The sequence below is a fragment of the Pseudarthrobacter adonitolis genome (genome assembly GCF_055412845.1).
On the sequence record NZ_JBVAYW010000024.1, the window covers coordinates 1 to 20568 of the forward strand.

At 64.8% G+C, this 20568-nt stretch carries 16 protein-coding genes and 1 pseudogene; 4 read left to right on the plus strand and 13 right to left on the minus strand.

Going from position 1 to position 20568, the window contains the following annotated elements; genetic code table 11:
- Positions 1-114 (plus strand): annotated as a pseudogene (locus ACZYZ4_RS17025) (IS5/IS1182 family transposase); the annotation flags it as partial.
- A 299-nt stretch (positions 115-413) separates the two neighbouring features.
- On the opposite strand, the gene ACZYZ4_RS17030 reads toward ACZYZ4_RS17025, so the two are convergent.
- The 8 genes from ACZYZ4_RS17030 to ACZYZ4_RS17065 all read right to left on the minus strand — a co-directional run bounded on the left by ACZYZ4_RS17030 (position 414) and on the right by ACZYZ4_RS17065 (position 10840).
- Complete coding sequence (locus ACZYZ4_RS17030; protein WP_463862780.1) at positions 414-1877, minus strand: amino acid permease; 1464 nt, start codon at positions 1875-1877, stop codon at positions 414-416.
- An 857-nt stretch (positions 1878-2734) separates the two neighbouring features.
- Positions 2735-3781 (minus strand): 2-hydroxyacid dehydrogenase, encoded by a 1047-nt coding sequence (locus tag ACZYZ4_RS17035; protein WP_463862782.1) that lies wholly within the window; start codon positions 3779-3781, stop codon positions 2735-2737.
- 66 nt (positions 3782-3847) lie between these two features.
- Positions 3848-4462, minus strand: a complete 615-nt coding sequence (locus tag ACZYZ4_RS17040) for a histidine phosphatase family protein (RefSeq protein WP_463862784.1) — start codon at positions 4460-4462, stop codon at positions 3848-3850.
- Complete coding sequence (locus ACZYZ4_RS17045) at positions 4459-5949, minus strand: FGGY-family carbohydrate kinase (protein WP_463862786.1); 1491 nt, start codon at positions 5947-5949, stop codon at positions 4459-4461. The genes ACZYZ4_RS17040 and ACZYZ4_RS17045 overlap by 4 nt, the downstream gene beginning before the upstream one ends.
- Complete coding sequence (locus ACZYZ4_RS17050) at positions 5946-7544, minus strand: FGGY family carbohydrate kinase (protein WP_463862788.1); 1599 nt, start codon at positions 7542-7544, stop codon at positions 5946-5948. The genes ACZYZ4_RS17045 and ACZYZ4_RS17050 overlap by 4 nt, the downstream gene beginning before the upstream one ends.
- 49 nt (positions 7545-7593) lie before the next feature.
- On the minus strand, positions 7594-8850 hold the full coding sequence (locus ACZYZ4_RS17055) for a sugar ABC transporter permease (protein WP_463862790.1): 1257 nt from the start codon (positions 8848-8850) through the stop codon (positions 7594-7596).
- Positions 8847-9683, minus strand: coding sequence for an ATP-binding cassette domain-containing protein (locus tag ACZYZ4_RS17060; protein WP_463862791.1), 837 nt, complete (start codon positions 9681-9683; stop codon positions 8847-8849). Before ACZYZ4_RS17060 ends, ACZYZ4_RS17055 begins: the two co-directional genes overlap by 4 nt.
- Before the next feature lie 77 nt (positions 9684-9760).
- A complete protein-coding gene (locus ACZYZ4_RS17065) occupies positions 9761-10840 on the minus strand; it encodes an ABC transporter substrate-binding protein (protein ID WP_463862793.1) in 1080 nt (359 codons plus the stop codon).
- Positions 10841-11056: 216 nt separating this feature from the next.
- On the opposite strand from ACZYZ4_RS17065, the gene ACZYZ4_RS17070 reads away from it, so the two are divergent.
- Positions 11057-11875, plus strand: coding sequence for a DeoR/GlpR family DNA-binding transcription regulator (locus tag ACZYZ4_RS17070; RefSeq protein ID WP_463862795.1), 819 nt, complete (start codon positions 11057-11059; stop codon positions 11873-11875).
- A gap of 948 nt (positions 11876-12823) precedes the next feature.
- On the opposite strand, the gene ACZYZ4_RS17075 is transcribed toward ACZYZ4_RS17070, so the two are convergent.
- The 5 genes from ACZYZ4_RS17075 to ACZYZ4_RS17095 all read right to left on the minus strand — a co-directional run bounded on the left by ACZYZ4_RS17075 (position 12824) and on the right by ACZYZ4_RS17095 (position 18886).
- Positions 12824-14050, minus strand: a complete 1227-nt coding sequence (locus ACZYZ4_RS17075) for a glycosyltransferase 87 family protein (RefSeq protein WP_463862797.1) — start codon at positions 14048-14050, stop codon at positions 12824-12826.
- Between the two features lie 61 nt (positions 14051-14111).
- Positions 14112-15437, minus strand: coding sequence for a glycosyltransferase family 87 protein (locus ACZYZ4_RS17080; RefSeq protein ID WP_463862850.1), 1326 nt, complete (start codon positions 15435-15437; stop codon positions 14112-14114).
- Between the two features lie 158 nt (positions 15438-15595).
- On the minus strand, positions 15596-16705 hold the full coding sequence (locus ACZYZ4_RS17085; protein WP_463862799.1) for a GTP pyrophosphokinase: 1110 nt from the start codon (positions 16703-16705) through the stop codon (positions 15596-15598).
- 36 nt (positions 16706-16741) lie between these two features.
- Entirely contained in the window at positions 16742-17737 is a 996-nt protein-coding gene (locus ACZYZ4_RS17090) for a LacI family DNA-binding transcriptional regulator (protein WP_463862852.1), read from the minus strand.
- Positions 17738-17842: 105 nt separating this feature from the next.
- On the minus strand, positions 17843-18886 hold the full coding sequence (locus ACZYZ4_RS17095; RefSeq protein ID WP_463862801.1) for an NAD(P)-dependent alcohol dehydrogenase: 1044 nt from the start codon (positions 18884-18886) through the stop codon (positions 17843-17845).
- Positions 18887-19012: 126 nt separating this feature from the next.
- Between ACZYZ4_RS17095 and ACZYZ4_RS17100 the strand changes: the two genes are divergently transcribed.
- Positions 19013-19912 carry a helix-turn-helix domain-containing protein gene (locus ACZYZ4_RS17100; RefSeq protein ID WP_463862803.1) on the plus strand — a complete coding sequence of 300 codons (900 nt, stop codon included), beginning with the start codon at positions 19013-19015 and terminating at the stop codon, positions 19910-19912.
- Between the two features lie 117 nt (positions 19913-20029).
- Positions 20030-20524: a DapH/DapD/GlmU-related protein gene (locus tag ACZYZ4_RS17105; RefSeq protein WP_463862805.1), complete on the plus strand. Its 495-nt coding sequence runs from the start codon at positions 20030-20032 to the stop codon at positions 20522-20524.
- Positions 20525-20568 lie beyond the last annotated feature (44 nt).

The following is a 20568-nucleotide window of genomic DNA, read 5'->3' on the forward strand; positions in this document are numbered from 1 at the left end:
AAGCAATGGCGCGGCCTCGCCACCCGCTACGACAAGCTCGCTCTGACCTACCGCGGCGGAGTCGTCCTCCGCGCCATCACCATCTGGCTCAAGGAATTAGGAGACATGCCCTAGGCCGGGTCCGTGCTGCGGCGGCCTTCGGTCAGATCCGGGCTTGGGAGTCGCTTTGCCCTGCACCCGGTCGATCAACCCGCCGCAGTCGGGGATCAGTCCGAGCTTTTGACGTCGACGTCGACGTGGACCATTTGACCGTGCCGGGCATACTCATGCCGGCGGACACGGTCACGGCCCCAGGAGCGCCGCTCGAGGACCTCCTGGATTGTGTTAGCTCTCGGCAAGCACCACACAACACCCGGAGGTTCTCTAACGCGTCAGATCAATCCCCGTGTCACCAAGATACCGGGACACTACATCTAGGGTGCGTCCACTGTTTGCGTTCCCGCGTCCAGATCCTGCCCGGGCGACTTCTGCTTGCGCCCGTACTTGAAATGGAAGTAGGCGTAGCAGGCACCCACGAACGGGATCCCGAAGTACAGCGCCGTCGCCTGGGTTGGATCAAAGCCGATGCCAATGAGGGAAATGAGACACAGAAGGAACGCGACGATGGGCAGGAGCGGAAACAAAGGGGCGCGGTAGGGGAGGGTTGAGGTGTCGCCGCCGGCGCGCAGGAATGCCCTCCGGTGGAGGAAGTGTGAGGCTGTGATGGACATCCAAACACCCACGGTGGCGAAACCTGCCACGGAAACGAGGATCAGGTAAACCGTGGTTGGTGCCACCACGCTGCTGATGAGCGAGGCAAGGCCGCCGAGCATGCTGACGCAGAGGGCAAGCAGGGGGATGCCGCGTTTTGTCAGCTTCTTCAGGGCCTTAGGGGCATAACCCTCGTCCGCCAGCGAGAAAAGCATGCGGCCGCAGGAAAACAGGCCGCAGTTTCCTGCCGACAAAAGGGCCGTGATGATGACGAAATTCATGATGTCTGCGGCGTAAGGAATACCCAGCTGCGAGAAGACCGTGACAAAGGGGCTGACTTCCAGCGAGGTGTCCTTATATGGCACCGTACTGGCAATCACCGCAATAGCTCCCACGAAGAAAATCATGAGGCGGATAACCGTGGTTCGCATTGCCTTGGGGATGTTGACTGCCGGGTTTGCCGTTTCTCCTGCGGCCACGCCGATGAGTTCCGAGCCGGAGAATGCATAAAAGACAGCGAGCGTGGTGATCAGGATGCCGGTAAAGCCGTTGGGAAACAGGCCCTGCGGCGTATTGAGGTTCTCGCCAAGGAGCGGATAGTCGTTTTCTGCAAGCGGATGGAAACCAAGCAGGGCTGCGCCGCCCAAAACGATCAGGCCGACCACGGCGCTGACCTTTATCAGGGCGAACCAGAACTCGGATTCACCGAAGACCCGTGACGATATGGCGTTCAGCGTGAACAGGACCGCAGCAAAAACAAGGCACCAAATCCACACATCCACATGAGGAAACCACCTCTGCATCAGCAGGCCGGCAGCTGTGAATTCAGAGCCGAGGGCAACCGCCCAGCAGAGCCAGTAAAGCCAGGCGGTGGCGAAGCCGGTGGCAGGGCCCATGGTCCTCGCCGCGTAGATGTGAAAGGCGCCGGACACCGGATAGGCGACTGCCAGTTCGCCCAGGCATGCCATCACCATGTACACCACCACCGCGCCAATCAGGTAGGCGATAATTGCCCCCAGCGGCCCTGCTTGGGCGATGGTGTACCCCGAACTGAGGAAGAGTCCCGACCCGATGACACCTCCCATTGCGATCATGACGAGGTGCCGGGCCTCCATCGACCTTCGAAGGCCGCGTTTTTCGGTTTGTTCCAATGTTTCGACGGTCAGGGTGGGGGAGCCAATGGCCATTTTTCCTCCGGGTTGGGCTTTGGCACCACTGAGGGTGACGGGGGCAACATCCGCAACACTGGTTCTTCACAGCCCGTGTCCGCAAATGCTGCTGCCCCTGAACTCCCAACTCTTGGCCTTCGGCGCCGCTTCTCCCAGCCGAGCATAAGCGGGGCTTCATCTAAGCGGGTCCATGAAGAACATGGGCTGGTGCAAGGGGCTGCCAACAGGCCCGCCATTACCTGACTGCCAGAACCGGCCGGCGCAGACCTCGGCGCACAGCGGGTTGGTATCCTCAGCATCTGCCTCCAGTACGGCCACCGTCCTGCGCCGACAAGTCGGCGGGCGATAGCGGCACCGGCAGACCCGACGCCAACCACAATGGAAAAAGCCTGTATTCCTGCGCGAAGCTGATGGAGGAACGTGCACAATCTCTGACGAACGTGTTGCAACCACGACTTCGTTCTCGCCCGTGGGCTCGGTCTCAGCACCCCAAGCGCTGCCGACCCTCTTGTCTTGCATGCCTCCACAGCCCCAGACGCCCTGTGACGTGGACTGAAGGGTGCAACGCCGGGCCAACGGGTGAGGGTACGCGGTGCCGGACCCGGATCAACACGGCTTGTACACGTCGGATCGGTGCTCGATGCGATGAACGTACAAGATGTGCTTTTCGACATCGAGTGTGAAACAGGACGCGGTAGTCGCCGCGGCGTGCGGTGCGCAGGCCCAGAGCTGACGGCGCCGGTCGGCGCCCTCCATGCTTCCGGTGTGCCCGGACCCGGCGCGGACGGATCCGGGACCTGGGTGCCTGGGTGATGTCGGCCGTTTCCTGAGTGTCCCGCCGCCGGGAGAGTGGTCGGGTAAGCGGCCGGCGACGGCTATCTGCTGGCGGGACGCAGGGCGTCGGGGTTGGCACAGTGGGCCAGGGGCTCGTCCCGCAGGTAGCGTCCGACGTCTCCGGCGATGATCGCTGCGGCTTTGGCAGCTGTTTGTTTACTGGCGCCGGCCAGGTGGGGGGTCATGACGATGTTGGGGGTGGTGAGGAGGCGTGAGCCTGCGGGGATGGGTTCTTCGGGGAAGACGTCGAATGCGGCACCGAAGAGGTGGCCCGAGTCGAGGGCGTCGCACAGGGCGTCGTAGTCCAGCAGAGCCCCGCGGGCGCAGTTGACGATGATGGACCCTGCGGGCATGGCGGCGATCTGTGCGGCGCCGATCATTCCGGTGGTCTCCGGCGTCACCCGGGCGTGCAGGCTGACCACCAGGCTGCGGGAGAGCAGTTCGTCCAGTCCCACCTGTGTGGCGTTTCCTGCCAGGAGGTCGGCGGTTACGTAGGGGTCGTGGACTAGGACCTCCGCGCCGAAGCCCTTGAGCATGCGCGCAACGCGGCTGCCGATGGCGCCGTAGCCAACGAGGCCGATGGTGCTGCCCTCAAGCTCGGGACCGACGTTGTCGTATGTGTAGTAGTCGCCCCGCCAGGTTCCGGCGGAAAGGTCGGCGTTGGTCTGGGGGATGCGGCGGATGGCGGCCAGCATCATGCCCAGGGTGTGTTCGGCCGTGGCTGCGGCGTTGCGTCCGGGTGCGGAGGTGACGGCAACCCCGTGGCGGGTGGCTGCTTCCAGATTTGCGTTGACCGGGCCCCCCCGGCTGATGCAGAACAGTTTCAGGTCCGGGCAGGCCTTGAGGACCTTTTCGGTCAGCGGTGCCATCTGCGTGACACAGATTTCGACGCCGCGGAGCGACTCGATCAGCTGTTCTTCGGTTCCGGAGGCTTCGTCCACTTCTGCGACCGGGCCGAACGGGGTAAGCGGCCACGGGAGCGTCATTTCGGTGAATTCGACGCCGTCGGCTACTTCGCGTTCTACGGCGTCGATGAGAAGGCGGTTCAGGACGAAGTGGTCTCCTGCGGCGAGGATGCGGGTGGTCATGTGGGACTCCTAGGTCTGGTTGGTCAGGATGCCGGGGACGCAGCAGGTGGTCCAGCTGCGGATGGTTCAGTCAGCGGGCCCGGCTGTTGCGTTGTATTCGAGCAGGCCGGCCTGTTGGCCCTGAAGACGGATCGTGGTCAGGGCGCAGTTGCGGAGAGAGGGGAAAACCCGCCGGTATTCGCCGAGGGGGATACCCAGGAGCCGGCACAGGCTAAGCCGGATGGCCGTGGTGTGGGCGACGACCAGGACACAGCCATCCGGCTGTTCCTCCGCTATGTCGTACAGACACTGCACAAACCGTTCAGCGGCCTTGAAAGGGTCTTCACCGCCGGGCAGCGGGGACGCGGCGGGATCGATTTGAAAGGCTTTGCGGGCCTCGGGGAATGTGGCTTCCATCTCAGCACCGGTCAGGCCCTCTCCGTCGCCGAAGTCGAGCTCGCGCAGCCGCGGGTCGATCTTCAGTTCGTGGCCTGTGGCCTCGGCGCAGCCTTCGGCGGTCCGGCGGGCCCGGCTAAGGTCCGAGGCCCAGATACCGGTCAGTTCCGCGGTTTCTGCCCAGCGGGCGAGTTGGGAGGCCTGCTCCACGCCGCGGGGTGTCAGGTCGATGTCGCTGCGGCCGGCGTACCGGTTCTCCGCGTGCCAGATGGTCTCGCCGTGCCGGACGAGGATGAGGTCGGTCATGCGTTTGTCCTTTCACGTGCGTGTGCGGCGACGGCTTCCGGGAGCCAGCCGCGTTCTTCGAGCTCCCCGACAAGGTTCAGGTAGGAGGCGTCGTACGTGGCGGTTGCACCGTCCCGGGGGTCGATTATCCGTCGCATCCGCACCATCTCCGCGGCCACGTCGGCGGTTTGCCGCCCCGGGGAGGCCGCGAGGACGGCCATTCCCAACGCCGGCTCCGCGTTCTGCGGCAATGTCACCGGTCGGCCCAGAATGTCTGCGCGCAGCTGGCACCAGTACTCGCTTTTGGTGGCTCCGCCGGTGAGGATCAGCTCGCCGTGCAGGGGTGCGCCCAGGAGGGCGAGGTAGTCGAAGCAGAGCCGTTCAATGTAGGCGATGCCCTGCAGGACTGCGGCGTACCGTTCGCCGTCGGTGGCGGGGGTCCCGAGAATGAATCCTTCCGCGCCGGGGGCGAGGAAAGGGAAGCGTTCACCGCGAGACACGAGGGGGTAGGCTAGGACGCCGGCGGGCTCATAGGCTCTGGCCTGACGCTCAAGCCGGGCAAGATCCTGGCCGGAGAAGTCCCGGGTGATGGCGCCGGCTCCGGTGCTGGAGGCGCCGCCGGGGAGCCAGTCGCCGTTGGGGGCCCTATGCGAATAGACGACGCCAAGGGGGTCCTGGATCAGGTCCCGGGTGACGCCTTTGAGCACCAGTGTTGTGCCGAGTACGGAGTTCCAGCTGCCGGCTTTCAGTGCCCCTGCGCCGAGCTGCGCGGCGCAGCCGTCGGTGGCACCGGCGATGACCGGTGTGCCGGCGGGGATGCCGGTGGCCGCGGCGGCCGCGCTGCAGACGGCCCCGATCCGGGTGCCCATGCGGACGAGGTCCGGAAGGACCCCCGCCGGGACCCCGAGGTCCTGCATGAGTTCCTCGGGCCACTTTTCCTGAATCAGGTGTGCCCCTGTTTTGAGGGCATTGCTCAGGTCTGTGGGGACATCATGGCCCGTGAGTTGCCGGTTGATGAAGTCGTTCTGATGGGCCAGGCGGGCGCCGGGGACCTTGTCCTGATGCTCGCGCAGCAGCCAGAGAAGTTTCGGCAGTGCCCAAGCCGGCTGCATCCGCTGGTAGCCCAGTTCGGCCCAGACATCGGCGCCGGCCTCGTTGACGCGGGCGGCCTCCGCTGCGGCGCGTCCGTCGTCGTACATGAGCCCCGGCGTCAGGGGCCGGCCGTCCCGGTCCATGAGCAGGATCGTGCCGGAGGTCGCGTCGACGGCGACCCCCCGTACCGCTGCGGCGGGGACATCCCGGAGGGCATCCGTGGATGCCCCGGCGACCGCCTCCCACCATTGCTCCGGTTTCTGCTCGTGGCGGGCGCCGTCCCGGTGGCTGGTCAGCGGGCGGCTGCCGGAACCGATCACCTCGCCGGTGCCGGTGACCGCCAGGACGCGGACGCTTTGGGTCCCCAGATCGATCCCCATCCACACCTCTTCGAACGGGCCCGGCTTCTCTCTCATGTGGTGCTCCCTGCAGTCCTGTGAATGGTTCGCGGTGACGTGCCGTGGCCGTCGGTGGCGGGCACGGATGTGGCGGGCGGGAAAGTCTCCGGCCCGCCGGTAGCCGCGGAGCGCTGCCGCATCCTGGCCAGTCGGGGCCAGGCCTTCTGAGTGACAGCGCGCAGGGCCAGGAAGTCTACGTAGAGTTCGTTGTAGAAGGCGGCCCGGGAAAGGTCCGGTGTGAAGGTGTCCCGCATCCGGACATACCAGGGGGCCACCTCTTCAACGCTTCCGGCGCCGCCGGTGGCGACGAGTCCGATCAGGAAGGCTCCTTTGGCGCCGACTTCGGTGTCCATGGACCGCAGTACCGGGATGCCGGTGACGTCGGCGATCAGCTGCAGCCACAGCGCGCTGGCTGCTCCTCCGCCGCAGACGCGCAATTGCGTGGGGGTGTGTCCGGAGGCGGTGAGGCAGTCCCGGATGACCAGGGTGAGCCCTTCCAGAACGGCCTTGGCGATGTGTTCGCGCCGGTGCTCGAAGGACATCCCCAGGAAGGTTCCCCGGGCCATGGGGTCCAGGAACGGTGCCCGTTCGCCGGCGGGGGAAAAGTAGGGCAGGAACATCAGGCCTCCGGCGCCGGGTCCGCACGTCGAAGCGAGGTGCGTGAGTGCCTCCGGGTCCTCGATGCCGAGCAGTTCACAGGCCCATTGGATGACTTCGCCGCCGGCGAGTGTGGGGAAGGAGCGCAGGATTTTCCCGGGCAGGCCCGGGGCAATGTTCAGTCCGGCGGCCGGGTCGCTGATCCGGACCTGGTCGGTGATGATCTCGGTGCACAGTGTTGTGCCCAGGATGCTGCAGGCCTGGCCGGAGCTGACGGCGCCGACGCCGATAGCGGTGGAGGCTATGTCGTAGGAGGACATGACGACCGGCAGGCCCGCGGGCAGGCCGAGAAGTGTCCCGGCGTGACGGGTGAGCTCTGCGACCCGGTGGTCGTCGTCGCGGATGGGCGGCAGCAGGGGTCGTGCCCATTCCATGTCGTAGAGGCCCAGCAGCTCCGGGGAGTACTGCCGGGTGCGGATGTCCATGAACGGGGCGGCCGCGTCGGACTCATCGACCGCGAATTCGCCGGTCATCCGGCTGAAGATCCATCCTCCGCAGGTCAGCGACGCGTGCGAGCGGTCGAGCCTGTCGGGATCATTTTGATGCAGCCAGCTGAGGATGACGTTGGGCATTCCCGAGGATGTCAGCGAGCCGTTGATGGGAAAGGCCTGGTCAAGGGTCCCCGCGTCTGTCCAGGCGGAGAGGATGTCCACGCCGCGGCCGTCGTTCCACAGGATGGCCGGGCCCGTCGGGGCCCCGCCGGCGTCAACGAGCCAGGCGCCGTCGCCCTGGGCGGTAATGGCCAGGTAGTCGACCTCGGACTGGAGCTGGCGGACCACGCCGCGGACGGTGAAGACCACGGCGTCCCAGACCGAAAGCATGTCCTGTTCCGCCCACCCGGGGTGGGGGCGGGTTACAGAGGTTACCTGTCGCACGACCACCACTTCCGTGCCTTCCTCGTCGTACCCGACCGCCTTGATCATCGTGGTACCGGCGTCAACGCAGATGACGGCCATGTCCGAACCTTCCTTCGTGCTATAGATGTGTGGCCCGCGGGTGGCGGGGTCAGGCCCTGCCGTGCGAGGTGCGGGACCGGCGTGAGACCGAGTCGAGCATGACGGCCAGGAGCAGGACCACACCGGTGACCATGAACCGGAACGAGGAGTCCAGGTTCAGCAGGGTCAGTCCGCTGGAGATTGATTGGATGACAACGATGCCCAGGAGGGCGGAGAAAGCGCTTCCCCGGCCGCCGAAGAGGCTGGTGCCGCCGATGACGGCGGCGGCGATGGCGTTGAGGTTGACGTCTCCGCCGCCACTGCCCTGGTTGGCGGCGGCCAGGCGTGCGGCAGCCAGCAGCCCGCCGACCGCGGCCAGGGTGGAGCAGGTGACCAAGACCGAGGTGTACACGGCTTTGACGTTGATGCCCGCCCGGCGGGCCGCTTCGGCGTTGCCTCCGACCGCGTAGACAGACCGGCCCCATTTGGTCCGCTTCAGCAGGTAGTTCATGGCCAGTATCAGTGCGATAAAGAAGACGAACATCCAGCCCACACCGCGGGTCTGGTTCAGGTACCAGACGACAAAGCCCAGGACCAGCAGCAGGAGGACGCTGCGGGGGATCATGCTCTGCAGCGGCATGGATGACAGCCCGGCGGTACGGCGGGCCCGTGCGTGGATGTAGTCGGTGAGAAACAGTCCGCCGGCCGCTGCGACGACGAGGACATAGGAAAGCCATGGCGGCACGAAAGCAAGCTGCGCGAAGTAGACCAGGGCCGAATCAAAGGGAAGGTTGATGGAACCCTTGGCTCCGAGAACGTACAGTTGCAGACCAAGAAATCCCAGCAGGCCTGCGAGGGTGATGACGAAGCTGGGCACACCGAAGCGGTTGAAGATCTGTCCGTAGACCCAGCCGATGACCGCGCCCAGGGCCACCGTGGCCAGGACAGCGAGCCAGACCGGCCAGCCCAGGTTGACGACGGTCACGGCGACGACGGCCGCGGACAGGCCGCTGACGGAACCGACGGACAGGTCGATCTGCGCGACGAGGAGGACGCCGACGATGCCGAGGGCGATGATTCCGACCGCGGAGCTTTCCATCGCGAGGTTCACCAGGTTGGCGCTGGAGAGGAAGATGGGATTCAGGCTTTGTAGGACGGCCCAGATGACGATGAGCCCCGCCACTACGGGCAGGACGCCAAGGTCGCCGGAGCGGGTTCTGTCCACGAAGGCCGTGAGTTGTCCCTTGAGTCCAGTGCGGTCCTGAAGCCGTTCGTCCTGCAGGTCCAGCGGCCGGATCTGGGGCGTGGGTGCGGTTTTGCTGTTCATTGTGCCTGGTTCTCCTCGCTGGGTGTGGAAGCTCCGGGTGCCCCGCGTGCGGCGGACCGGCGGGAAACGACGTTGTCCGTCGCACCGGTAATGGCGGCGATGACGTCTTCCGTCGAGACGTCGCTGACGTTGAAGACACCGTTGTTGCGGCCAAGCCGGAGCACGGCGACGCGGTCGGCGACGGCCTTCACATCGGCCATGTTGTGACTGATCATGATGACGCCGTGCCCTCTTTCGCGCAGCCGCTCCACCAGGTTCAGCACTTCAGCGGTCTGGGCCACGCCGAGGGCGGCAGTGGGTTCGTCCAGGATGACGATTTTGGGATCCCCGAGCAGGGACCGCGCGATGGCCACGGTCTGGCGTTGCCCGCCCGAGAGGGAGGCGACCTGTGTGCGCAGCGAGGGAATCTTGGCGGAGAGCTGCTTCAGTAGTTCCCAGGACCGGGTTTCCATTTCGACTTCGTTCAGCCGCAGCGGTGAAATTTCGCGGCCAAGGAAGAGGTTGTCGACGACGGTGAGGTTGTCGCAGAGGGCAAGGTCCTGGAAGACGGTGGCGATGCCCAGGTGCAGGGCGGCCATCGGGGTGGGGATGGTTACGTCGTTGCCCTCGAAGGCGATGGTCCCGGAGTCGGGGGCATGCACTCCGGAGAGCACTTTGACCAGCGTTGATTTGCCGGCACCGTTGTCACCGACGATGGCGACGACCTCTCCCGCGGCCACGTCCAGATCGATTTCCATGAGCGCGGCGACGGCGCCGAAGGATTTGTTGATGTCGCGCAAAGACAGAAGCGGCGTTCCGGTCCCGTCGCCGGGTGTAGTGGGTGTTGAAGACATGTGATCCTCTAAGCAGTAATAGTGGTGCGATCGGCGGATGGGTGCCCCGGCCGAACGGGCGGGGCACCATTTCCCTGTTATTTGATGCCGGCTTTGGCGCAGGCTGCAGCGTAGGTCGGCGTGCAGAGGTCGGAGACCTTCAGGATGCCGCTGGTCACCAGTGTCTCGTTGAGGTTGTCGATCGTGACCACGGTCGGGACGAACAGCTCCGACGGGGTGTCAAACAAGGTGGCCTTGCCCTCGGGCTTTTCACCCTTGGCAAACTTGTAGGCGATTTCCGCAGCCGCTTCGGCAACGATCTTGATCGGCTTGGAGATGGTGTTGTACTGGTCCCCCGCAATGATCCGCTGGGCAGCTGCAAGCTCGGCATCGTTGCCCGTCACGGGCGGTAGCGGGTTGACGCCGGCGGCCTTGAAGGCGGCAATCGCGCCGCCGCCGGTGCCGTCATTTGCAGCAACAACGCCGGCGATCTGTCCCGGGAACTGGGTGATCTGACCGCTGACCCAGTCCTGCGCCTTGGTCGGTTCCCAGCCCGGGGTGTCAAATTCGGCCAGCAGCTTGAAGCCGCTGGAGTCCACTGCAGTGTGGATGCCCTTCTTGATCAACCCGGCGGCCGCATCCGTGGGGGAACCGTTGACCTGAAGCAGCCCGCCCGTGGCATTGCTTTTCTTCAAGTGGTCCACCAGGGACTGGGCGATCAGGGAACCGATCTTTTCATTGTCAAAGGAGACATAGTAGCTGGCCGGAACTGACGGGATCGGCCGGTCATAGGCGATGACCGGGACGTTCTGTGCCTTCGCGGTGTTGACGATGGTGGCCGCCGCAGCCGAGTCAACAGGGTCGATCACGATCGCCTTTACCCCCTGGGCCAGGGCTGAGTTCGCCTGCTCTTGCTGTTTCGCTGCGCTGGCGTTGGCATTGGAATAGATGACCGAACAGCCCGAACACAGGGACTTAATCTTGGCCTCGAACAGCGGCTTGTCAAACAGTTCGTAGCGGGTCGAGGCGATGTCCGGCATCAGGAACGCGATCTTGGCGCTGGAGGCGTCGCCGCCGGCGCCCACGCCGCCCTGGGGTGACGAGCAGCCGGCTAGGGCCGCCGCGGTTGCCAGGACAGCCACGGTGATGGCGGCCGCTCGTGTGTAGAAGTTCTTCATTGAATTCCCTTTCTCGGGTGAGGTCTACGGCGTGCGGTCATCCCGCATCGCAACGGATGTGATAAGAGTAACAGAAATTCTGTGAATTAACTCACTAAAATTGATATCGTTCTACAAGGCCCGGCTGCTTGACCGCGGTATCCTGAAGAGACTCCGTGCCGCAAAGGCCCCGGCAGGTGCAGGGAACATATTCAAGTCGAGGGTGAAGGCAAGCCGATGAGCGAGACAACTGCGTTGAAGAAGCCGCGGCTCCGCCGCCAGCAGGAACTCGTCGAACACGTGGTCGGTGCCGGGTTTGCAACTGCTGCCGAACTGGCAGCCCTCGCCGGTGTCAGCCTCATGACCGTTCACCGCGACATTGACGACCTGGCCGGGAGGGGAGTTCTGCGCAAGGTTCACGGCGGCGTGTCCGCACTGCCTTCAACCGTGTTCGAAGCCAGCTCCGAAATACGCATGCAGATGCAGGCCCAGGCCAAGATGGCGTTGGCCAACAAGGCTCTGGGGTTCGTAGAGGCCGGCATGTCGGTCATGCTCGACGATTCCACAACCGTTCTCGCGCTGGCACGCCTGCTGAATAAGACCGGCCCTCTGACGGTCCTCACGAACTACCGGCAGGCCCTCGAAGTCCTGCGTGAAAACGACGACATCCGTCTCATTGTCATCGGCGGCCAGTACTCCCGGACACACGACTCGTTCATCGGACTGCCCACCGACAGCTCAGTGAACTCCTACGCCGTGGACATAGTGTTCCAGTCAACCTCGACCATGGGCTCCGAGATGACCTACCACCAGGAACAGGACATTGTCTTCATGAAGCGCGCCATGCTCAAAGCAGGCACGCGGCGGATTCTGATGATGGACGGCAGCAAAGTAGGCCGTACCTCCCTGCACCACTTCGTCCCCGTCAGCGATTTCACAGACGTCATCCTCACCGACGACGTACCCGCCGCGGACAGAGAAGCAATCGCAGCCAACTGTGAGGTTCACATCGCACCGCTCGCGCCTCACCGGCCGGGCCACTCCGACACCCCGTAGAGACTGCCCCCGTACCGGGTGTATATACGAAGAACTGCACGGCCGGGCCAGTGGTCCCCGGGAACGTGGGACCGATCAGGGCAGCGTAAGATCCCGAACGCCAGGCCGTGCCGTCCACTTCCTGGTTCACCGAATGGCCTAGACCTCCTGAAATTCAACTGGTGACCACCGCAATCCGGTTCGTCGCAACCGTGGTCGATCCAGTCAGCCTCCACCTCCGAATTCTCCACGTCCACGCGGCAACTGCCTAAATAGGACTCACTCATCTAAGGCCCGCGGCCGCCATTCGACGCGCAAGCCACCTTATGGGTGCACTTGTTGGCTGCTGCCGATGGGCGGTGCCAGTGGAAGCGCGCTCAAGATGATCGAAGATATCCTCGATCACGCCGCTGTGCATCGGCAGCACGAGCAGCTTCCAGAGCAGTCGTATGCTACCTGAAGCTTCGGCGTCCAGCTCGTGGCGCACGCTCACCTGATCGCCCGACGAATCACGTTTCCACCCTGGCATCCTCGATGGGACCTGCCCGGTACCGCCCAAGTGGCGCCCAAAAAAGACCCAGTCGACGGCCTCGGCCGCGTAGGCGACCGGCTACCTCGCTGATTGCCTACCAAGGCCAACAAGCCGAATCGTCTGAGAGCAAGCAGGTGGGCACCCTCCCGGCCGTCCTAGTGGACTCCGACCAGATGACATACTCAGGTGGAGCCTAAATAGCCGTCCTGCCGGGGCCAATAAAGGTTGACATAGTCAGCCAACTTAGATGCGACGGGACACGGGGTAAAACGTCGTTTGCCCGAAATAACCGATCCGGCCTTGCCGCAGTCCCGGGTCTGCTGCTGACATCCCATTGTGGTGAAAGACCTGAGGCCGCAGGAAGTCTCACGAAGACACGCCCCGCTGAGGCGAGTCCGCAGATCCTTGCCGCTCGTCGGCTGAGGGCGCCCGCCGCCTCAGGCGGTTCGGGCCTGCGGGACCGCCTGCGATTTGCGGCCAAGCTCCGCGGTCCGCTTCACCGACCACCACAGCAGCACCACCAGGAGCACATTGCGCGTGGTCAGGATGGCAGCCATGACTGGGTGGGCATGGATGAGCGGCGTATAGAACAGCGGGTAGATCACAAAGGTGGTAACAGCGATGCCCATCAGCAGTGCGGCAGGAACCTTCCAGCGTTCCCAGTCGTGCGTCAGGCCGGCGATGATCACCGGTGCCAGCCAGATGATGAACTGCGGCGAACCCACTTTGTTGAACACGATGAATGCTGTGGTCATCATCAGTGCGCCCTCGAGGAAGAGTTCCTCCCGCTCTGCGCCGCGGTTCAGGGCCCGGATCAGCAGGACGGCGGCTACCACAGCGGCGAGGATCAGCAGCGGCTGCATCAGGAACGCGGCCACCGTGGCTCCGGGGCCGTAGACCTCGGTGGAGTTGATGGCGGTGTTGTCCGCCATCTTGGACCCGGCGATGTTGAACACGCTGAGCCATACCCACGGGGTGGAGAACGTGGCTTCAAGCTGCATGCCACGTTCGCCCTGGTTGGTCAGGAAGTCCATGATGTGCGGCAGGCCGCCGGAAAGGTAAGTGCCCAGGCCCACGACGGCGGTGACTGCCACGCCGGAAACCAGCACCTGGATCCGCTTGCGGCTGGCGATGACGATGGGCACCAGGACCGCTGCCGGCCACACCTTGATCCAGGTGGCGACACTCAGCAGGATCCCCGCCACCACGGGGCGTTCAGCCGCGTACAGCAGGGCAATCAGCACGATGGGGGCGGTGATGCCCTCCACCCGGGCGAAGCTGAGGTAACCCATAAAGACGGTGAAAAACAGCCACCACCACGCCGGGGCGATGCCCTTCACCTTGCGCGGTCCGCGGGTCAGGAAAGCAAGTCCGATGGCGTTGAGGGCTGTGATGATCAGGTACCAGCACAGGAGGTAGAGGCTGGGTCCGACAATGTTCGCGAGGAAGATGGGGATCTGCGCGAGCACCGGGTATACCCAGGGGCTGATTTTGCCGTCCAGGCTGTCCGGGTTGTAGCCGTCCATGGCCCACTGGCGGTATTGCTCGGTGTCGCTGAACGTATCGCCGTTGAGGAAGAAAGACGCCATCCAGCCCAGGAAGTATAAGTGGATGACAGCGAAGCCCCACCAGACGCTGGACGGACGGGCGAACCAGTCCACCACGCGGGAGGGCAGGACGGTGCTGCGGACGCTGACCAGCCGGTCGAAGAACTTCGTGGAAATCTCAGGACTCCTTGAGCACGGGGACGGACGCGGAAGTCTTTTTGCCCAGTGAGTAGAGGCGCCGGACGGACCACAGGAACAGGACCACCAGGAGGACGTTGCGGATGGTCAGCACGCCAGCCATGAGGGGGTTGTTGTGGCTGAGGGCATCGTAGAACAGGGGGTAGATGAAGAACGTGGCCACGGCGATGGCGATGAGCATGGCCGCGGGGACCCTCCATTCACGCCAGCTGTGTGCCAGGCCCACGGCCACAGCCGGGGCCAGCCACACCATGAACTGGGGCGAGCCCACCTTGTTGAAGACCACAAAGGCGGTGGCCAGGGTGAGCGCGCCGGCCAGCAGCAGCTCGGTCCGGTCAACGCCGCCGTCGGCCTTTCCGTTGCCGTTGAGCTTGCCGTTGTGTAGCGCCCAGAACGTCAGTCCGGCCACGAGCAGCGCGGCGAGGATGAGGAGCGGCTGCATCAGCACGGACATGACGGCGGTGCCGGGGCCGTCGACCTGCATGGAGTTGATGTCGGTGTTCATGTACATCCGGGAGTCGCCGATGTTCAGCACGGACAGCCACAGCCACGGGGTGGTGAACGTTGCCTCGAGCTGCATGCCCCTGTCGCCCTGCTGTGTCAGGAAGTTCAGCAGCTTGGGCACACTGCCCACCGTGGCGGCGAGTGCCACCACCACCGCCGACGTGGCCACGCCTGCCAGCACCACCAGCAGGCGGTTCTTGACGACGGCGAACAGGGCCAGCATGACGGCGGCTGGCCACACCTTCACCCAGGTGGCGGCGCTGAGCAGGACCGAGGCGATGAACGGCCGGCCCACCCCGTAGGCCAGGGCCACCAGGACGATCGGTGCGGTGAGGCCGTCCACGCGTGCGAAGCCGAGCCACCCCATGAGCAGGGTGAAGATCAGCCACCACCAGGCCGCGGGAATCGCATCCTGATTGCGGCCACGCTCCGTGAGCTTGGCCAGGGCCCAGCCGTTGAGGATGGCGGTCATCAGCACCCAAAGGAAGAAGAACGGTCCGGGACCGGCAAGCCCTGCCAGTGCCATGGGGATCAGCGCCAGGATGGGGTACACCCAGGGGCTGGGGCCGCCGCTGAGGTTCGCTTCGTCGAAACCTGCCCGGGCCCAGTCGCGGTAAATGAACGTGTCACTGAACGCTTCGCCGCGCAGGGACAGCAGCGCCGCGAAGATGAGGAACCCCAGATGCACCAGGATGAAGCCCGTGAGCAGTCCACGCGGCGTGTTCAGCCAGGACCGTGCGGCCGCAGGCAGGATGACGTTGCGGCTCCGGGTGAGCGTGGCGAAGAATGCGTCCGTGGAAATGGCGGAATCCTTGTCAGAGAGGGGCAAAAACAGGTGCCGGATCTTGCCGCTGGGCTGGAGCCGGGAGCATGCGAGGTCCGTCTGCAACAGCCTCCACCATGAGTCAAGGGTAGTTGAATGTCAGTGGTGCCCAACAATCCTGCGGCTCCGCGATTGGTCTACTCGGCCTTGGCCTGGCGGTAGCGCTCGATCTGTTTGAGCCGCCGCAGGAGACTGTCGCGCCGCGGGTGCGGGACGGCGTCGGGCGTTTCTGCGGTGAGGTCAATGTGCTTGGTGCCGTACTGCCACAGCAGGAGGTCATCCAGCAGGCGGTCCGGGCCGGGGGAGTAGCGGTGGTCCAGCGCCTTGCGGACCTCGGTGATCCGCTGGGCGCTCAGAAGGGCTGCCAGCTGGACGGTCTGGTTGAGGCCGTGGGCCGCCATGAGCTCGGCCGCCCAGCCCCAGTCGTCATCCACTTTGCGGTCCACGTGCGGCAGCAGCGTGCGCCAGACGTCGCGGATCCGGTTGGGCGTGAGCTGCGCGGCACCTTCGCCGTCCATGTCCCAGTAGCTTCGAACTTCCTCATAGCGTTCGTGGAGGTCAGCGAAGGCGCCTTCCACTGTTTCCAGCATGGCGGCGGTGGCGGTGAACTGCCGGTCGAAATGCGGAGTCCAGGCGCGGGGGTCCTCGGCCTTGAAACGGATGTCGTGCTCGATCTCACTCCAGGCGTGGGCAAAGACGGTGCGGATCTGGCATTCGAAGAAGTAGCTGCCGTTGGCCGGAGTGTCCGGGTTGAAGGCCTGCTGGTAATCCTTGACGGCCTCGTTCTGGATGGTGCGCAGGATGAGGTGGCGGCTGGAGTACCCGTACGTGCCGGACTCAATGGAGCCGATGTCCTTCTCGCGGTCCCCGCGGCAGTCGAAGACCTGGCGCTGGCGCTTGATGATGTTGGCCACCAGGGCATTCTCCGCGGGCAGTTTGGTGATGACGCGCACGCCCACCATGTCGTTGAGCGTGCGGAACGGGTCCGGGAACTTCAGCACCGGGGGTCCGCCGGGTTCCAGCGGTTCCTCAATCCGGGAAATCTTCTCCCGGAACGATTCCACCGACTTGGTCCGCCCGGTGACAAACAGCGGCGTGACCTCGGTGTCCTTCAACATGCCCCGGAGGATGTGCAGGACATCACGGGTGACCAGCTTCAGGGCAGGGCGCACGCGCTCGTAGATCGCCACGTTCTCCTGCACGGATTCACGCAGGCTGACGTCCAGGCTGTCCCAGTTACTCGGCATGCCCCCAGCTTACGGTGGGGGTGCGACAGAACGTTGTCATGCTCCGGTAGGCGTTGACGAGGTGGAGTTGCGGACCACCAGGGAGCTCTCCAGCGTCAGCTGCGGCTGCTCCAGCCGGTGGCCTTCCATGAGCCGGCGCAGCTGCTCGCCTGCCTTCAGTCCCAGGGAGGTTGCCGGCAGGTGCACGCTGGTCAGGCTGGGATTGCTGGTCGCCGAGTACGGCAGATCATCAAAGCCTGCGACGGCGAGCTGATTCGGGATCTGCACCCCCGCCACCCGTGCTTCCTGCAGCACGCCGTAGGCGTGGGTGTCCGTGCAACACGCGACGGCGGTCACCCCGGACTGCTGCCACGCCGGCCAGGCGGTGGCGAACGCGGCGGCGGCCGCACCGACGTCGATGGTGGTGCTGATGATGCCGTCAGCGGGCACCGACATGCCGCGTGCACCGGCCTCGGCCAGGAAGGCGCGGCGCCTGACCTCGAACGTCGCCGTGCCGGTGACGCTGTCCACGTAGGCCACCCGGTGGTGGCCCGACCTGGCCAAGTGCGCGGCCAGCTGCCGCGCGCCGTGGGCTACATCCAGATTCACCGACGGGGCGTAGGCCTCCAGCCCCGGGGCATCGAGCAGGACCACGGGGCCGGCGGCGGAAAGTTCTTCCAGGAATTCGGCGTTGGGGGCACCGACCAGCAGCCCGGCCGGCCGGAGCGCCATCAGCTTCCGGACGTCGTCCGCCTGCGGGAACTCCCCGGCGGCGGTGACGGACAGCAGCAGCTGGTAGTCGGCCCCGAGCGACTCCCGGACACCGGCGATCACCTTGGCGAAAAACGGGTTGGAGATGTCCGGAGACACGAGGATAACGATGGAGCTGACGCCTTTGGCCAGCGAGCTGCCGATGCCGTCCACCACGTACCCAAGCTCGGAAATGGCCTCCCGCACCCTGGCGATGTTGTCCTCCGAGACCCGGCCCGCAGTCTTGCCGTTGGCCACAAGGGAAACCGTCGCCGTCGAGACGCCGGCGCGGGCCGCGACCATGGCCGCCGTGATGCGCGCCGTGCGTCCAGGGCGCTGCACCTGCTCGACGGATTCCATACCTCCGATCGTAGTAGGCGGGGCGCGACAGTGTTGCGTGCGGGCGTTCTAGCCCAAGGTGGAGATGTCGATGACGAACCGGTAGCGGACGTCGGAGGCCAGGACGCGTTCGTAGGCATCGTTGATTTTGTCGGTGGGGATGACTTCGATTTCGGCCCCGAGGTTGTGCTCGGCACAGAAGTCGAGCATTTCCTGGGTTTCGCGAATCCCGCCGATCATGGAGCCGGCAAAGGAGCGGCGGCCCATGATGAGGGCGAACGCGTTGACCGGGAGCGGTTCAGCGGGAGCGCCGACGTTGACCAGGGCGCCGTCGAGGGTGAGCAGCTGCAGGTAGGCGCTGATGTCGATCGATGCGCTCACGGTGTTGATGATCAGGTCGAAGGTGCCGGCGAGATCCTCAAAGGTGGTCTCGTCGCTGGTGGCGTAGTAGTGGCCAGCTCCGAGGCGGAGACCGTCCTCCTGCTTTTTCAGCGACTGCGAGAGTACGGTGACATCCGCGCCCATGGCGTGCGCGAGTTTGACGGCCATGTGGCCGAGGCCGCCCAGGCCGACGACGGCAACTTTCTTCCCGGGACCGGCGCCCCAGTGCCGCAGCGGGGAATAGGTGGTGACGCCCGCGCACAGCAGGGGAGCGGCGACGTCGAGCTCGATGCCTTCGGGGATCCGCACAACAAAGTCTTCGGTTACGACGACGTGCGTGGAGTAGCCGCCCTGGGTGATGGTGCCGTCGCGGTCCACGGCGCCGTAGGTGCCGGTGTTCCCAGCCAGGCAGTACTGCTCCTCGCCCTTGAGGCAGTTGGCACATTCCCGGCAGGAATTGACCATGCAGCCCACTCCCACCCGGTCGCCCACTGAGTGTTTCGTGACGGAGGCGCCGACCTCCGCGACGATGCCCGCGATTTCGTGGCCGGGGGTGAGCGGGTACTGCTGTGGTCCCCAATCACCCCGGACGGTGTGGATGTCCGAGTGGCAGATGCCGGCGTACTTGATCTCGATCAAGACATCGTGCGGGCCGACGTCGCGGCGTTCGATGGTGGTGGGGATCAGGTCCCCGGTAGCGGAGGGCGCGGCGTAAGCATTGACGGTAAACATATTTCTCCTGTTTTGGGTGCCTTTCCATCAATGTCACCCCAATTTCATCGGACGAAGAAGGCTGCGTTTATGGGGGGACAAACTCTCCCCCCCGTAAGCCAGATGAACCGGGGCTATCGTGGATTCATGGACAATCAGCCCGATAACCGCGCCGACATCCGGGACTTCCTGGCCAGCCGTCGCGCCAAACTCCTCCCGGAGCAGGTGGGCCTGCCTGCCGGAAGCCGCCGACGCGTTCCAGGACTACGCCGCGAGGAGGTCGCGGTCCTCGCCGGAGTCAGCACCGAGTGGTACGCGCGGCTGGAGAAGGGCAACATCAGCGGCGTGTCTGAAGACGTCCTCAGGGCCGTCGCCCGGGCACTGCACCTGAACGATGAGGAATGCCTGTACCTTTTCGAGCTGGCAAGGGCCGCCAGACCCAGGAGCCGCACGCATTCCCGCCGTAAGGAAGTGGGGCTGGCGGTCACTGTCCATTGGCTGCTTGACTCCATCACCATGTCTGCGGCGTTCGTCCGCAATGGCCGCCTCGATATCGTGGCCTCTAATGCGCTGGGGCGTGCACTCCACGCGCCCATGTTTGCCAGCGACACCACAACTGCCAACGGCCCAGCAAACTTCGCACGCTTTCACTTCCTCGACCCGGCCTCACGGGAGTTCTTCGTCGACTGGGACGCCGGCGCCGCGGCCACCGCCGCTCTGCTGCGCGCCGAAGCCGGCCGTGAGCCCAACGACCGCTCTCTGCGCGAACTCGTAGGCGAACTATCCACATTGAGCCCCGAGTTCCGCACGCTATGGGCATCGCATGACATCCGTTTCCGCCACGAGGGAACCAAACGGTTGCGACACCCCGTGGTCGGCGACCTGGAGCTGACCTACCAGTCCCTGGCGTTGCCTACCTCCCCGGGTGTCGTCAACGACGTCAGCTTCTACACCGCCGAACCCGGGACGACCCACGAAGAGCGCATCAAACTCCTCACCAGCTGGGCGGCCACGGCGGTTTCGGAAGCAGCAGAACCCAACAATTAACGTGTGCGCACACGCGTTACGAGCTTTGACCGAAAGGACACCATGGAACTCGCCGATCTCCTTGAGGCACTGAATGCCGGATAGACCATCACCGGGGACTCGTCGTTGCATGAGGTCATGCACCGGGTCAGCCAGGATGCCCTGCGCGTCACTGGCGAACTCAATGGCGGATATCAGCAACCGGCGCGGGTACGGGAGCTGTTAGCTCAGCTGACCGGCAAGCCGGTAGACGAATCTGTGACTGTCTTCCCGCCCTTATACTCCGACTTTGGGAAAAACATCTCCCTCGGGGAAAGGATCTTCATCAATTCCGGGTGCAAGTTTCAGGACCAGGGCGGTGCGGTCATCAGGGACGACTGTCTGATCGGGCACAACGTGGTGATTGCCACGCTCAACCACGACCTCATGCCGAGCCGTCGCGCGGACATGCACCCGGCCCCTGTGGTTATTGGCCGCAATGTTTGGATCGGGGCGAACGCCACAATTCTGCCGGGCGTGACTATTGGTGATGATGCCGTGGTGGCGGCTGCGTCCGTGGTCACGAAGGACGTACCGGAAAGTGCCATTGTTGTGGGGTCGCCTGCACGGGTAGTGCGCTCGCTAACCGACTGAACCCACCGGGGTCGGAAGAAGCCCATTAAGACATCAAGCGCTTG

Bases quoted from the DNA above. Each gene is read 5' to 3' on its own strand.
- ACZYZ4_RS17030 (WP_463862780.1), bottom strand. From the start codon at position 1,877: ATGGCCATTGGCTCCCCCACCCTGACCGTCGAAACATTGGAACAAACC.
- ACZYZ4_RS17035 (WP_463862782.1), bottom strand. From the start codon at position 3,781: ATGACCACCCGCATCCTCGCCGCAGGAGACCACTTCGTCCTGAACCGC.
- ACZYZ4_RS17040 (WP_463862784.1), bottom strand. From the start codon at position 4,462: ATGACCGACCTCATCCTCGTCCGGCACGGCGAGACCATCTGGCACGCG.
- ACZYZ4_RS17045 (WP_463862786.1), bottom strand. From the start codon at position 5,949: ATGAGAGAGAAGCCGGGCCCGTTCGAAGAGGTGTGGATGGGGATCGAT.
- ACZYZ4_RS17050 (WP_463862788.1), bottom strand. From the start codon at position 7,544: ATGGCCGTCATCTGCGTTGACGCCGGTACCACGATGATCAAGGCGGTC.
- ACZYZ4_RS17055 (WP_463862790.1), bottom strand. From the start codon at position 8,850: ATGAACAGCAAAACCGCACCCACGCCCCAGATCCGGCCGCTGGACCTG.
- ACZYZ4_RS17060 (WP_463862791.1), bottom strand. From the start codon at position 9,683: ATGTCTTCAACACCCACTACACCCGGCGACGGGACCGGAACGCCGCTT.
- ACZYZ4_RS17065 (WP_463862793.1), bottom strand. From the start codon at position 10,840: ATGAAGAACTTCTACACACGAGCGGCCGCCATCACCGTGGCTGTCCTG.
- ACZYZ4_RS17070 (WP_463862795.1), top strand. From the start codon at position 11,057: ATGAGCGAGACAACTGCGTTGAAGAAGCCGCGGCTCCGCCGCCAGCAG.
- ACZYZ4_RS17085 (WP_463862799.1), bottom strand. From the start codon at position 16,705: ATGCCGAGTAACTGGGACAGCCTGGACGTCAGCCTGCGTGAATCCGTG.
- ACZYZ4_RS17090 (WP_463862852.1), bottom strand. From the start codon at position 17,737: ATGGTCGCGGCCCGCGCCGGCGTCTCGACGGCGACGGTTTCCCTTGTG.
- ACZYZ4_RS17095 (WP_463862801.1), bottom strand. From the start codon at position 18,886: ATGTTTACCGTCAATGCTTACGCCGCGCCCTCCGCTACCGGGGACCTG.
- ACZYZ4_RS17100 (WP_463862803.1), top strand. From the start codon at position 19,013: ATGGACAATCAGCCCGATAACCGCGCCGACATCCGGGACTTCCTGGCC.
- ACZYZ4_RS17105 (WP_463862805.1), top strand. From the start codon at position 20,030: ATGCACCGGGTCAGCCAGGATGCCCTGCGCGTCACTGGCGAACTCAAT.